Source organism: Nocardiopsis sp. NPDC055551 (genome assembly GCF_053619415.1).
The window spans coordinates 83,118-97,231 of sequence record NZ_JBSHJJ010000003.1; the positions used below are offsets into that span (position 1 = coordinate 83,118).

At 68.8% G+C, this 14,114-nt stretch carries 11 protein-coding genes; 3 read left to right on the forward strand and 8 right to left on the reverse strand.

What is annotated here, in order from left to right:
* Positions 1 to 7: 7 nt before the first annotated feature.
* The 5 genes from ACWGSK_RS06765 to ACWGSK_RS06785 form a co-directional block, all read right to left on the reverse strand.
* On the reverse strand, positions 8 to 2,059 hold the full coding sequence (locus ACWGSK_RS06765) for a protein kinase domain-containing protein (protein ID WP_452455390.1): 2,052 nt from the start codon (positions 2,057 to 2,059) through the stop codon (positions 8 to 10).
* Between the two features lie 19 nt (positions 2,060 to 2,078).
* A complete protein-coding gene (locus ACWGSK_RS06770) occupies positions 2,079 to 4,157 on the reverse strand; it encodes a WD40 repeat domain-containing serine/threonine protein kinase (protein WP_358503918.1) in 2,079 nt (692 codons plus the stop codon).
* Between the two features lie 158 nt (positions 4,158 to 4,315).
* Positions 4,316 to 4,855, reverse strand: coding sequence for a hypothetical protein (locus tag ACWGSK_RS06775; RefSeq protein WP_452455391.1), 540 nt, complete (start codon positions 4,853 to 4,855; stop codon positions 4,316 to 4,318).
* 11 nt (positions 4,856 to 4,866) lie between these two features.
* A complete protein-coding gene (solA, locus tag ACWGSK_RS06780) occupies positions 4,867 to 6,081 on the reverse strand; it encodes an N-methyl-L-tryptophan oxidase (protein ID WP_358503912.1) in 1,215 nt (404 codons plus the stop codon).
* A gap of 25 nt (positions 6,082 to 6,106) precedes the next feature.
* Positions 6,107 to 6,481 (reverse strand): hypothetical protein, encoded by a 375-nt coding sequence (locus ACWGSK_RS06785; protein WP_358503909.1) that lies wholly within the window; start codon positions 6,479 to 6,481, stop codon positions 6,107 to 6,109.
* 607 nt (positions 6,482 to 7,088) lie between these two features.
* On the opposite strand from ACWGSK_RS06785, the gene ACWGSK_RS06790 reads away from it, so the two are divergent.
* A complete protein-coding gene (locus ACWGSK_RS06790; RefSeq protein ID WP_358503906.1) occupies positions 7,089 to 8,339 on the forward strand; it encodes an MFS transporter in 1,251 nt (416 codons plus the stop codon).
* Between the two features lie 161 nt (positions 8,340 to 8,500).
* Here the strand turns inward: ACWGSK_RS06790 and ACWGSK_RS06795 are convergent, their stop codons facing one another.
* Complete coding sequence (locus ACWGSK_RS06795; protein WP_452455392.1) at positions 8,501 to 10,318, reverse strand: acyl-CoA dehydrogenase; 1,818 nt, start codon at positions 10,316 to 10,318, stop codon at positions 8,501 to 8,503.
* A gap of 307 nt (positions 10,319 to 10,625) precedes the next feature.
* On the opposite strand from ACWGSK_RS06795, the gene ACWGSK_RS06800 reads away from it, so the two are divergent.
* Positions 10,626 to 11,156 carry a hypothetical protein gene (locus ACWGSK_RS06800; protein WP_452455393.1) on the forward strand — a complete coding sequence of 177 codons (531 nt, stop codon included), beginning with the start codon at positions 10,626 to 10,628 and terminating at the stop codon, positions 11,154 to 11,156.
* Positions 11,157 to 11,470: 314 nt separating this feature from the next.
* On the opposite strand, the gene ACWGSK_RS06805 is transcribed toward ACWGSK_RS06800, so the two are convergent.
* Positions 11,471 to 12,469: a hypothetical protein gene (locus ACWGSK_RS06805; protein ID WP_358503897.1), complete on the reverse strand. Its 999-nt coding sequence runs from the start codon at positions 12,467 to 12,469 to the stop codon at positions 11,471 to 11,473.
* Positions 12,470 to 12,649: 180 nt separating this feature from the next.
* Positions 12,650 to 13,321 (reverse strand): DedA family protein, encoded by a 672-nt coding sequence (locus ACWGSK_RS06810; RefSeq protein WP_358503894.1) that lies wholly within the window; start codon positions 13,319 to 13,321, stop codon positions 12,650 to 12,652.
* 166 nt (positions 13,322 to 13,487) lie between these two features.
* Here ACWGSK_RS06810 and ACWGSK_RS06815 point away from each other — a divergent pair, with 166 nt between their 5' ends.
* Complete coding sequence (locus ACWGSK_RS06815; protein ID WP_358503891.1) at positions 13,488 to 14,090, forward strand: suppressor of fused domain protein; 603 nt, start codon at positions 13,488 to 13,490, stop codon at positions 14,088 to 14,090.
* Positions 14,091 to 14,114: the final 24 nt, after the last annotated feature.

Here is a 14,114-nt window from a genome sequence, read left to right on the forward strand (position 1 = left end):
GCGGGGGTCACATCTCTTCCACCAGACGCAATTCGACCGCGTCCACGAACCACATGCCGCTGCCGTGCCCGGGCACGCCCGAGATGACCTCACCCTCCGGGTGCACGGCGATCTCGTGCAGGTATCCCTCGTTCTCGGCGGCGGTCAGGTCCTCCCCCGTGGAGTACTCCCACACCTTCATGTAGGCGTCCTCGAACTCGTAGTCCACGGGGACGTAGGTGACGTAGACACGGTCCGCCTCCACGCTGTACTGCACGTCGTGGACCTCGAACTCCTCCGCGTCCATGTCCTCGTCGACGAAGTCGGTGGAGTCGGAGGGATCGTCGAGGTTCATCCGGTGGGCGCCGTTGGAGATGGGATGCAGGATGGTGGAGTCGTCCACCATGGACACGCCCTGGGGGCCCACGAGGGGGCTTTCCTCGCTCTGTCCGATGACCTCACCGCTCTCCACCTCCCACAGGTACAGCTTCTCCGAGTAGTCCTGACCGACCACGTGGGCACCGTCGGGGGAGACGTCGACCGAGCGCACGCTGTAGGGACCGGAGAGCGTGTCGGCCATCTCGTCGGTCTCCAGGTCGTAGATCATCACCGCCGAGTCGGTACCCCCACCCGCGCCGACCACCAAACGGGTGCCGTCGTCGGTGAAGGCGATGGAGCCGATGTCGAAGCCCTCCGAGTAGACCGTGTGCTCGCCGCTCTCCAGGTCGTACACGTGCGCGCCGTCGTCGGAGGCGTAGGCCAGCAGGCAGTCGTTCGGGCTGAAGCTCGGGTGCCCGTACAGCATGGGGATCCGCGTCTCGATCCGCGCGACCTCGGTGTCCTCCCGCCAGCTCCACAGGGCCACGCCGCCGGTGCCGGCGACGGCCAGGACCTCGCCGTCGCTGGAGAACTCCGTGTAGAAGACGCCTTCGTCGTCGTTGGGCGCGGTGGGTTCCTCCTTGGCCGCCTCGGTGAACTCGGGGGCGAGGTGCTCGGTGGCGTCGCACGTCTGGCGCGGAGCCGCCTCCTGCTCCTCGGGGTCGGGGGACCCGCCGACCAGACCGGCCTGTCCCGCGGTCCACACACCGAGCCCGGCGACCATCGCCAGGGCCACGGTGGCGGCGCCGGCGATGAGCAGGCGCCCGCCCAGACCACCCTTGGCCCCGGGGGAGGGGGCGGCGGACACCGTGGAGTGGAACTCGTGCGCGACCCCGTCGATTCGGGCCGCGGCGTTCGGCGGCGACCAGGCGGCGGAGGTCGGAGCGGGGGCCACCGGACCACCGAGGGCGTGCAGCACCTGCGCGGCGTTGGGCCGCGAGGCCGGGTCCTTCTCCAGACAGGCCGCGATGACGTCGCGCAGGGACGGTGGGACCTGGGCGAGGTCGGGGTCGAGGTTGGCGATGCGGTACAGGACGGTTGAGGGGTGGCCATCGCCGAACGGTCCCTGGCCGGTGAGCGCGTAGACCATGATCCCGCCGAGCGCGAAGACGTCGGCGGCCGGCCCCGGGCCGTGTTCGGAGTCGACGGACTCCGGTGACATGAACGCGGGGGTGCCCGCGAAGCGTCTCCCCTCCTCGCCGGCCTCGGGGGAGTCCCCCATCGCGTGGGCGATGCCGAAGTCGATCACCTGGGGGCCCTCGGCCGCCACCATCACGTTTCCGGGCTTGAGGTCGCGGTGGACCAGCCCGGTGGCGTGGACGCGTTCCAGGGCCTGGGCGATGCCGCGGGCCATGAAGCGCACCGACTGCTCGGGGAGCGGCCCGGTGTCGTACACCAGGTCCTGCAGGGAAGGGCCCATCACGTACTCGGTGGCCAACCAGGGGGTCTGCCCGGAGGTGTCGCCGGCCAGCACGCGCGGCGTGTAGTCGCCGTGGACCCGCTGGACGAGTTCCAGCTCACGGGCGAACCGTTCACGGAACCCGGGGTCGTAGGCGTACTCGGCGCGCACGACCTTGACCGCGGCGGGCCTGCCGTCGGAGTCCATCCCGAGGTACACGCGCCCCATGCCACCGGAGCCCAGCAGGGCGATGACACGGTAGGGGCCTACCTCGCGGGGGTCGTGTGGGGCGGGTTGCTGCATGGTGGCCTTCCGGGGGTGTTCAGGAGAACTCGGCGACGACTTCGTAGTCGGTCGTGTCCAGGACACGGACGGTGGCGTAGCCGTCCTCGGTCACGGTGGTGGCGATGTGCTCGCCGTCGGCGCTGACCCCGATGACGTCCGAGAGACGTAGCCCCTCGACCGGCGTGACCTCACCGGTGGCCGTGTCCCAGACGGGAGTGTCCGCGGTCGGCCAACTCGTCCCGCCGTAGGCGACGGAACCGTCCTCGGACAGCGCGACCTCGTAGATGTTGTCGTCGCCGAGGCCCGACATGTCCATTTCCCGGGTGGAACCGTCCGTCAGGTCGACCGCCAGGACCTCGGTGTAGTCCATCAGGACCACCAGGGTGCTCCCGTCCCTGGACAGCGCGAAGTCCGAGATCTCCTCACCCTCGAACCGGTGGACTTCCTCGCCGCTCTCGGCGTCCCACACGATCGTGAAGGCCGTGCCCTCACCATCCAGGTTGTAGCTCGCCCCCACCAGCATCGATCCGTCCGGGGTGTAGTCCAGGGCGTGCAGGTATCCGTCGAGGGGGAGGTCGAAGACGACCTCCTCGCTCTCCACGTCCCACGTCTGAAGAATCGGGTTCCCGTCCTCGGTTCCATCGTCGGAGGCCTCGGCCGCCAACGTGGAGGCGTCCTCGGTGAGGGCGGCCATGTCGAACATGCCGAACTCCTCGTCCTGGCCCAGGACCGCGATCCGATTGTCGCTTCCGCCCCGCCAGACCCGGATGTACTCGTTGACGGCGGTCGCGACGTGGCCACTATCGGTGAAGTCGGCCCCGAGGGCGCTCGGGTACTCGTCGATCAGCTCCCCGTCGCGCCAGTCCCACGTGCTGAGGGTGCTCGCGCCGAAGACGTGCAGGTGGTCGCCGTCCTCGGAGAAGGTGAGGGTGTACATGAACCCGCCGAAGTGGTCGCTCTCCTCCGTGTCCGGATCGCCTTCGCCGGCGGCCCCGCCGTCCGTCCCCGCGTCCGCCCCGTCATCCGCCCCGGCGGAGGCGTCGGCGGTGGGTTCCCGCCCGTCCTCGGATCCGAGGGGCAGCGCGGTCCACGCCAGCGCCCCACCACCGAGCAGGACCAAGGCGGTGGCCGCGGCCGCCGCGATCACCACGGACCGGCGGCGCCACCACGAGGTTCCACCGCCCCGACCCGGGCCGTTGCCCATGGGCAGGGTGGTGCGCTCGGCGGCCCTGGCCTGTTCCGTCTCACCCGCCTTGGCGTCGATCTGCCGGTTCACCCGGGTGGGAAGCCAACCGTGCGCGGCCGACGGCAGCGGCAGACCGGACAGCTCACGTAGGATGGAATCGGTGTCGGGGCGTTGTTCGGGTTCCTTGGCCATGCACCGGGCGATCAGGTCCCGCAGCGGCCCCTCCGGGAGGGCCTCCAGGTTCGGTTCCGCCTTCAGCACCTTGGCGAGGGCGTTGACCGGGCTGCCCGCACCGAAGGGCGGCGTCCCACTGGCGGCGAAGATCACCGCACCGCCCAACGAGAACACGTCGGCGCGCGAAGTGACGTTCTTACCGGTGATCTGTTCCGGAGACGTGTACGACGGGGTGCCGAAGGTCTGGCCGGTCCTGGTGAGGACGGTCCCCTCGACGGCGCGGGCGATTCCGAAGTCGATGACCTGTGGACCCCGCGGGGACAGCAAGATGTTGCTGGGTTTGAGGTCGCGGTGCATCAGCCCGGCGGCGTGGATGGTCGCCAACGCCTGGGCCAACCCCAGGGTGAGCACCAACAGGGACTCGGCGGGAAAGTGCCCGACCTCCCGGACGGCCTCCTTGAGGGTGGGGCCGGGCACGTACTCGGTGGCCATCCACGGTTCGGGGGCCTCGGGGTCGGCGTCCACGACCGCCGGGGTGAAGGGGCCTCGCACGCGTTGCGCCGTGCGTACCTCACGGGCGAACCGTGCCCGGAACCCGTTGTCGTGCGCCAGGTCCTCCTTGACCACCTTCAGGGCGCACAGGTGACCGTCGGGGGTACGCGCGAGGTACACCTTCCCCATCCCGCCGGCGCCCAGCCGGGCCAGGAGTCGGTGCGGACCGATGGCGGGGGGATCGTCGGCGGTGAGGGGTTGCATGACTGCAGGGGATCCTTACTGCGCGCGAGTCGGCGGCGTTTCCGGAGGGTTCACGGAGAGGACGTGTACCGGGCCAATGTAGCGGCTTGGCGACAAACCACCCAGGGCGCTGTCCTCATCCGGCCCGGAGTTCCGCCTGATGGGGCGGTCGAGGGGGCTCAGTCGCGTCCGCCCAGGAGCATCCTCGGGAAGTAGCCGAGTTCGGGGTCGATCTCGTACACGGCGACGGCCCCGCCCTCGGAACGCACGCCCGTCAGGAGGCTCCCGTCATCGGAGAGCGTGAAGGGGTGTACCTCGGGTCCGGAGGTCGACGGACCCTCCGGCCGGAACTCCTCTCCGGTGTCGGGATCCCAGGCCACCAGGAATCGGGCCCGACCGTCCTCGCCGGTGCGCGAGGCCAGGACGAGGTCGTGCTCGCGACTGTGGGCGACGTCCATGAGGGCGCCGTCGACCATCAGACAGCCGCTCGGGTGGAAGGCGACCGGGGCGGGGGAGGACAGGTCGGTGTCGACGGGAACGTGCGCGAGGGGTTCACCCGACTCGGAGTCCCACAGGGAGGTGCCGTCCTCCATGGCGGTGGCCAGGGCCATGGAGTCGGGGGTGTGGACCAACGTGGACGTGGAACGGGAGTCCGGTGCGGACAGGTCGCCGGGGGCGGCGGGCTCATGGGATCTTCCGGACGTCGTGGACCAGGACACGACGTCGGGGTTCAGCGAGACCGTCGCCCGTCGGTATCCCAGCGGTGCGGATCGAACATACCGATCGGCAGGTCCGTGTGTCCGGTGCGGGCCAGGTCGGCGAGGGCCACGCCCACGGCGGAGGCGAACTTGAACCCGTGACCGGAGAAACCACCCGCCAGGACCAACCCCGGCAGCTCGTCCCGACGTCCGATGAGGAAGTGCTCGTCGGGCGTCATCGTGTACATGCAGGCCACCATGTGTTCGGGCAGTGGGCCCACCCCGCGCAGTCCCGCGGCGAGGTCGCCCAGACGGCGTGCGTCGTCCTCGTCCGGGGGACGGGGGCCGACGTCCGGGTCGACGGGTTCACCCCACTGGGAACCCGCGCGTCGGCCCGCGGCGGCGCGCACCGTCTCGGACTCGGCGTGGATCCCGATCTTCAAGGTGCGACCGTCGTCCATGCTGGGGAAACCGAACCAGAGGGTGCCGTCGGGTTCGTCGCGCGCGAAGACCGGCTCGGGGCCGGCCGTGCTGGGCAGGGGATCGGTGATGGGGAACCATCCGAGCACGCGCCGCTCGACCCTGATGCCACCGCCCAGGTCGGTGAGACCGGGCAGTAGACGGGTCAGCCAGGCGCCCGCGGTCACGACCACGCGGCGGGCACGGATCTCGGTGTCACCGACCCATACGCGCGGGCGGTCGGGATCGGGCTCGACGCGGGTGACGGCCCGCTGCGTGAGCACCCGCGCCCCGGCCTGGCGGGCCAGCCGGACGGCGGCGAGGATCGCGGGTTCGGGCAGGACCACCCCGGCGCCCTCCTCGAACACGCCGACCTCGTCGGGGCGCGTGAGGTGGCGGGGGTGGCGTTCGGCCAGGGCCGACGCGGAGAGGTGTTCGTGGGCGAGGCCGTGTTTCTCGGCGGCCAGGGTGGATCCGGCGATGGCCGCCGAACCGGGGTGGCCGAGCATCAGCGCGCCGGATCGGATGACCAGGCGTGCCCGCGCGGCCTCCTGGAGTTCGTCCCAGGCACGCCACGCGGCGCGCACGAAGGGGACGTACTCCGCGCCCTCCAGATAGGCGGTCCGGATGATGCGGGACTCGCCGTGGCTGGAACCCCGGTCGTGCCCGGGGGAGAACTGTTCGACACCGATCGCGTCGACGCCCTCACGGGCCAGCCGCCACAGGGTCTGGGATCCCATCGCGCCCAGGCCGACCACGACGGTGTCGGTGTCCAGGGGTCTGCTCATGGGGCAGAAGGCTAATGGGAGCGCGTCAGGCGGCGGCCACCGGGCTGCGGTGCGTGTAGTAGTGCGCCGGCTCGGGGATCTGGGCGAACGGGTTGAGCAGGGCCGCGGCGCCGGTGGGGTCGTTCGCCGGGTGCGACATGGTGCCGCCCTGGAAGAGGTCGTTCCAGAAGAAGCGGCCGTCGCGGCACCAGACGTTCACGTCGCGCATGACGGAGGCGACGGCCATCTCGGAGCTACCGGACCAGTAGAGGGGACGGGTGGCCACGGCGGAGAGTTCGTTCAAGAGCGCCGTGATCGCTCGCTGGGCGCAGAAGGCGTGGCGAGGCTTGTGCTTGACCCGGCTGGCGAGTACCGACTTCGCCCGGGAGGCCCGGGGGTTGTTCAGGCGCCAGTGACTCAAGGTCGTCTCCAGTGTGTGTCGAGGAACCGCGGGTGCTGACCGTGTGTGCTTGTGCGGCCACGTCGCCGCGGTGTCGAGGGGCCACCGGATGGCTTCCTCGAACGAAGTTGGTGCGGTGTGAACTCTGCCGTTACCTCGCAGTTATTCTTCGCGCTCCGGATGCTAGCAGCAACGTCCCCCTGGGAGTCGAGGCTTGTAAGTGTGACGCATGTAACACCTAACAAGTCTGTATCGACCCGTTGATTCATAAAACCTGCAGTTCAGAAGGGTCGAATAGAACTTGTGTTCGAGTTATCGAACCGAGATGAAAGGACTCTGGTCCCGATTCGACTGTCGCCAGAGTCACCCGTTTTCGCCACGTTGAGCCGCGAAACTGTCGCCTACAGTGACTTTGTGCAGGTGGGGCAGGTTTTGCCGGTCGGCGGCGGTGCTTTGCCCTTTCCACACCCGCCGCACCACAAGGCATTCCCGTTCTTTTTGCGCGGCCGGTCACCCCGGTGCGGGGGGTGTTCGCCGGTGTGGAGGACACTGGAAAACGGCGGGAAACAAGGAGAGAAGCGGCGAAGTGACCCAGATTCGGTCCGAAACATCCGGTGACAGGACAACAGTGAACGGCGCCGACCCCGACGAACCACGGGGCGGTGCCCGCGCCTGGTTGGTGTGGGGCGTGGCCGTGGGCGGTTACTTCCTCGCCATGCTGCACCGCAACGGACTCGGTGTGGCCGCCCTGGAGGCACAGAGTCGATTCGACGTCGGGCCCGCGCTGCTCTCCCTACTGCCCATGCTGCAGCTGCTCGTGTACGTGGTCCTGCAGGTGCCCGCCGGACTGCTCGCCGACCGGCTCGGCCCCCGGTACACGCTGGTCATGGGCATGGCGGCGATGGCCATCGGATCCTGCATGTTCGCGCTCGCCCCGGGGATCGAGATGGCGGTCGCCGGCCGTTTCCTCATCGGTCTGGGTGACGCGCTCGTCTTCCTCAACGTCATCAGGCTCGCCGCGCTGTGGTTCCCCCGCGCGCGCTACGCGCTGGTGAGCGGTCTGACCGGTGTCGTCGGCGGCACCGGCCAAGTGGCCAGCGCCGCCCCGCTGGCCTGGGCACTGGGCGGGATCGGCTGGGTGGCGGCCTTCCTCGCCACAGCCGGGCTCACCGTGCTCATGGCGTCCCTGATGCTGCTGATGGTCCGTGACCGACCCGACGGGGCGGCCGGACGTTCCACCGTCGCCGACCCCATATCCGCCTGGGCGGCCCTCAAGGAGGCGCTGCGCGCCGACGGGCCCCGGATCGGCATGGCGCACCACGCGGCCGTCATGGCGCCGTTCACGATGATGATGGTGCTGTGGGGCTACCCCTTCCTCGTGAACGGTCTGGGGCTCTCCGAGGGCGCCGCCGCACTCACCCTCACCGGTCTGGCCGCCGGTGCCCTCCCACTCGCACCCCTAGCGGGGGTCCTGGTCGGTCGCAGGCCGGGCGTGCGGGGCTACTTCGCCCTGGTCTTCGGCGGAACCCTGAGCCTGGGGTGGCTCCTGTTGGTCCTGTGGCCGGATGGCGCGCCCGTACCCCTCGGCGTGGCGGTACTGGCCTTGAGCGCGCTCGGTCAGACCATGGCGCCCACGATCTCCTTCGACTTCGCCCGCGACGGTATCCCCGCCGGTCGCACCGGAGTCGCCTCGGGCCTGGTCAACATGAGCGGGTTCACCACCGCCGTCGTCTGCACCGTCGCCGCGGGCGCGATCCTCCAGGCGCTCCCCGAAGAGCCCTCCTCCTACCAGGTGGCCTTCGTTCCCATGGCCGTCACCACGGTCCTGTCCACCTGCGTGCTCGTCGTGTTCCTCCTCCGCGCCCGCCGCCGGAGATAGGGGGCGCGCGTCGGCCCGCGCGCCAGGTCGGGCGAGGAACGCCGCCGCGGTGGCGACCTCGTGGGCGTGGAGCCCTGAGCCCGTGGGGCGAGAACGCCCGAGGGGCGGGGCGGTCGTGTGACCACCCCGCCCCTCGGCGGTGTCCTGTGTCCCGTCGGAGCCTAGAAGGCCTCTTCGGGGACGTCCATGAGGCCCAGGTTCACGTTCTGGGCGATCTTCAGCTCGGCCTCGACGCGGGGCAGGAACTGCTCGGAGAAGAAGCGCGCGGCGGCGATCTTCCCGGTGTAGAAGTTCTTGTCCACGTCGTCGGCGCCGTCCACGCTGTTCAGCGCGATCTCGGCCTGGCGGAGCAGCAGCCAGCCCAGGACGACGTCACCGAAGGCGAACAGCAGGCGGACGGAGTTCAGGCCGACCTTGTACAGCTCGCGGGAGTCCTCGGCGGAGCCCATCGCGTGGCCGACCATGAGCTCGACCATCTTCTCGACCTGGCCGAGGGCGCCGAGCAGGAGCGCGCGCTCCTCCTTCAGCTGGCCGTTGCCGGCGTCGCTCTCGGCGAAGGCCCTGATCTCGGCGGACAGCGCGCCGATGGCCTGGCCACCGTTCTTCACGATCTTGCGGAAGAAGAAGTCCTGGGCCTGGATCGCGGTGGTGCCCTCGTAGAGGGTGTCGATCTTGGCGTCGCGGATGTACTGCTCGATCGGGTACTCCTGCAGGAACCCGGAGCCGCCCAGGGTCTGCAGGGACTCGGCCAGCAGCGCGTAGGAGTGCTCCGAGCCGACACCCTTGACGATCGGAAGCAGGAGGTCGTTCATGGCCTCCAGCCCGGAGGGGTCCTCACCCTTGGCCCGGGCGATCTGGATCGCGTCCTGCTGGGTGGCGGTGTAGATGACCAGCGAACGCATGGCCTCCACGTACGCCTTCTGCGTCATGAGGCTGCGACGCACGTCCGGGTGGTGGGTGATGGTGACCTTGGGGGAGTTCTTCGCCCCGGCGAGGTCGTTGCCCTGCACGCGGTTCTTGGCGTACTCCAGGGCGTTCAGGTAACCCGTGGACAGGGTCGCGATCGCCTTCGTTCCGACCATCATGCGGGCGTACTCGATGACGAGGAACATCTGACGGATGCCGTCGTGCTTGTCGCCGACGAGGTAACCGATGGCGGGGTGCTTGTCGCCGAAGGTCAGCTCACAGGTGGTGGAGGCCTTGAGGCCCATCTTGTGCTCGACGTTGGTCACGTAGGCGCCGTTGCGCTCGCCGAGGGACCCGTCCTCGTTGACCAGGAACTTGGGCACCAGGTAGAGGGAGAGGCCCTTGGTGCCGGGGCCGGCGCCCTCGGGGCGGGCCAGCACCAGGTGGAAGATGTTCTCGGACATGTCGTGCTCGGCCGAGGTGATGAAGCGCTTGACGCCCTCGATGTGCCAGGTGCCGTCACCCTGGTCGGTGGCCTTGGTACGGCCGGCGCCGACGTCGGAGCCGGCGTCCGGCTCGGTCAGCACCATGGTGGCGCCCCAGCCGTTCTCGATGGCCTGCTGGGCGAACTTCTTCTGAGCCTCGTTGCCCTCGGCGTGCAGGATGCCGGCGAAGCCGGGGCCCGCGGAGTACATGTGCACGGAGGGGTTGGAGCCCAGGATGAGCTCGGCCGCGGACCACACCAGGGAGCGGGGGGCGCCGAGGCCGCCGAGCTCCTGGGGAAGGTCGAGGTTGTACCAGCCGGCGTCCATGTAGGCCTGGTAGGACTTCTTCAGGCTCTCGGGGATGGCGACGGTGTTGGTCTTGGGGTCGAAGACGGGCGGGTTGCGGTCCGCGTCCTCGAACGACTCCGCGACGACACCGGTGGCGAGGCGGTCGACCTCTTCCAGGATGGTGCGCGCGGTCTCCTCGTCGAGTTCCTCGAAGGGGCCCTGGCCCAGGATGTCCTGGCGCTTGAAGAGTTCGAAGAGGTTGAACTCGATGTCGCGCAGGTTGCTCTTGTAATGCGTCATGGACAGCTCCGCTGTGTCCCTGGCCGCGGTGTCTGTACACGCGGATCTACCGACTAGTAACAAGTCAATGTTACTACTGAGTAGCTCCATGCGCCAGTCTTGACAGGTACTTGTGTCGGCCAAGAGTGCGTCAACTGTCCCTCAGGGCAGGTTATGGGGGCATTTCGGACACTATGTCCATCGGCATGGGTGCGCTCCCAAACCGACGCGAAGACGCGCAAGAGCCCCCGACCGCCCCACCCTCATCGCCCGCCGTGAGGAGGGGACGGACCGGACCCTGGGTTTCGGCGCCTCCACCGCGGAGGCCGTGACCGCCGCGTTGCGCGACCTGATCGCCATGGAACAACTGGCGGAGCACGGGGTCCCGCCCCACGAGGTGGCCGACACGTGGCTGGAGGCCTTCGACCCACGTTCCCTCGTCCTGGACACCGACTCCCGGGCGGAGCCGCCGGACGACGTCCGAACCACGGCCGACCAGGTGTGCGAGGCGTTGGCCGAGGACGGTCGGAACGCCGTCGTCGTCCGGACCGGCACCCCGGACCTGGAACGTTGCGGGATCCACACGGCCAAGGTGTTGTTCACCGTGCCGTCCGGGACCACCTCGGCCGACGGGACCGAGTATTTCAAACCTGTACTTCATGCTGAAGTGACACCGTGCCTTGTGAGTTCGGGGGATTTTTCTGCGAGCCCCGTGCGCACAGTAACTTTTGTTTCGCTTCCGGTGGGGAGGCAGTGGTCGTGGCCGGTGTCAGGGCCGGCTTCCGATGTGTTATTCGAATATGAAAAGCAGAGTTGGTCGTGTGTTCAGGCCATGTCAATGGTGATTCTTTTTATGTGAACCTCGATGGCCGTTGAAAGGTCTGATTGCGCAGGTAGAACACTAGGCATCTTATCCACCTGTTCGCACTTGACCTTTTTCCTCCAAAAGTCGCATGAGGGTGTCGAAGTTCGCGCGAATACCTGGCCGGGCGGGCCTTTGCATGTTTTTCCCGTGACGTTAAGTGACTTCGGTCGGAAATGGTGTCGGAGGTTGGATCCTATTCGTCTTCTATTCGACCGGGACAAGGATGTGCGGGCGGTTCCCATCGATGTGTCGCGTTCGATATGGCGCGGGGCGGGACGGCCGAGCCGTCCCGCCCCTGGGTGAGTGCCTCAGCAGGCGCCGCGACCCTCGGTCGTGTCGCACAGCCCTCGTCCGTCGGTCCAGGACAGGGCGTCACGGGCGTTGCCGCCGAACGGGCGGGTGACCGTCACGTCCACCCCGTGCCCCGAGTCCTGCGCCAACCACACCCGGACCTCGTTGTCACCGGCCCGGAGCACGTAGAACGGGTGCGGTACCGGCGACTGGCCACTGCCCGGGTTCGCCCACCAGTCCGCGCCCTGGGCGTTGGCCACGTCCACGAACAGGCAGTCGTACGAAGAGCCCTCGTAGGAGCAGGTCCGCGCCTGGCCACCGCCGTAGCGGTCCACGGTCGGCTCCGCGCCGATGCCGTTGTTGTACGCACGCCAGTAGACGGTGTCGCAGTCACCGGCGGAACAGGCGTTCCAGTCCGACCACGCCGTCGCCCGCGCGGCCGGCGCGGCCGATCCGCCGTTGATGGCGCCGCAGTACTTGTCCACGATGTAGGGCACCACGAAGTCGGACACCCACACCGAGTCGATGGCCTCACCGGCGGTGTTGTCGGTTCCCAGCCCGGCCGAGTCCATCTGCCACAGGCCGACGCCCGGGTTGAAGAACAGGCCGTCACGCCCGGCGGGGTCGTAGAGACCGGACTGGTTGTCGTACCGGGAGAGGGTCATCGGCGAGGGCGGCTCGGAGGAACCGCCGGACACCTCGGGCCAGACCGGGGCCAAGGCCATCGCGGTGGCCTCCTGGGCCGAGATGGTGCAGGACGCGCCGGCCGCCGCGCTCTCCGCGGCGTTCTGGGCCGCGGCCAGGGGCTCGGCGCCGAAGGTCAGCGGGCCGGTCGGGATGGAGACGGCTTCGAGCTTGTCCTCCAGGGCCTGCCGGTCGGCGGACGCACGCTCGGCGGGGGTGTCCGCGGGGGTGGGTGTGAAGTCGGTGTCGGCCATGGCGACCTGGGGCGTGAGCGCGAGAAGCGCCGCCGCCGCCAGGCCGCTCAGGGCGCGTTTGAACACAGGGGAGTTCATGGGGGTCCACCTCTTGAGCGGGTTCGAGGGTGTGCGGGTCTACCACCAAGGTCACGGGAAGTAGTTTTCGTTTATCTCATTGAGATTGGAGGAAACCTACAAGTCTCTCGACCCGCCGACAAGACCCCTTGCCGTGTACCGCGCGGAAACTGTCACCCACCCGCCAGGGAACCCTGTCCCTCAGAGTGTTCGTTCGGAGTCGACCCGAGTGCCCCGCACCTTAGGGCGGCGGCGTTCACGCACCCGCACCACGACGAACCACACGCACGCCAGGCCGACCCCGGCCAGAACCACCTTCGAACCGATACCCACGTACTGTTCCACCACGTGCCACTGCTCGCCCAAGTGGTAGCCGAGCAGGACGAACACGGTGTTCCACACGGCGCTCCCCAGAGCCGTCAGGGCCAGGAACACCGAGAGGCGCATCCGCTCGATCCCGGCCGGGATCGAGATGAAGCTGCGGAAGATCGGCACCATGCGTCCCAACAGGATGGCCTTGGTCCCGTGCCGGCGGAACCAGGCCTCGGTGCGATCGATGTCGGACAGCTTCACCAGGGGGACACGGTCGGCGAGCCGCCGGAACCGATCCCGGCCCAGCCACGCGCCGAGACCGTAGAGCGCCAGCGCCCCGACGAGGGAGCCCATGGTGGCCCAGAGGATCACCTCGATCAGACCCAGGTCGCCCTGGGAAGCACTGAACCCGGCCAACGGCAGGATCGCCTCACTGGGGATCGGCGGGAAGAGGTTCTCCAAGGCGATCGCCAGACCCACCCCCGGCCCGCCCAAGGTCTCCATGAGGCCGACCACCCAACCGACGATGGCCCCCGCCTCGGTCGGATCACTGCTGCTCATCGCTGTCCCCTGTCTGTCCGCCCCCCTCTTCGCGAAGGGGCGGACAGCGACTCTACGTAGGGGCGCGCAAGTTCTTCATAAGGACGGTCGGCGTGCCCTCGGACGACTCCTATCCTCTGAAGTGCGCCGACCACCGCGCACCGAACCCGAACCAGGAGAACGCACGATGCTGGAGATGCTGCCCGGACTCACCCAGATCTACGAGGGGTGGGCGCAGCACTACCCGGACGTGCGGCCGCTGACCATCCAGTTCCCCGGTGGTGGGAACGACCAGGGCATCGACGGCGTGCTCGCCTACCCGATGGAGGGGCACTGGCTGCTCGTGACCTTCGGCCTCACCGAACTGGGGGAGAAGACCAGCGAGGAGAAGCGGGTCTCCGGGGCCGGGTTCGAGTTCTCCTGCCGCATCCCGCGTGAGGAGGGGGACGAGACCGTACCCGCGTGGATCCTCCGTGTCCTGCACGCCCTGGCCGAGCAGTACGTCGCCGGGGCACAACTCGACGTGGGGCACTGGATCATCACCCGCTCTCCGCTCGGTGGCGAGAGGTCGAACGGCGACATGACCTCGCTCGCGATCGTGCCCGACGCCGACATGCGCATCCTGGACACGGACAACGGGCTGGTGCTGTTCTTCCAGGTGGTGGGGCTCAAGACCGAGGAAGCCGAGTACGCCCAGGAGGCGGACACGATCGCCCCGATCATGGCCCTGCTGCGTGACCGCGACCCGAAGATGCTCACCGACCCGAACCGCGAGACGATCCGCCTCTGACCTTCGACGGGGTTCTTCCGGACG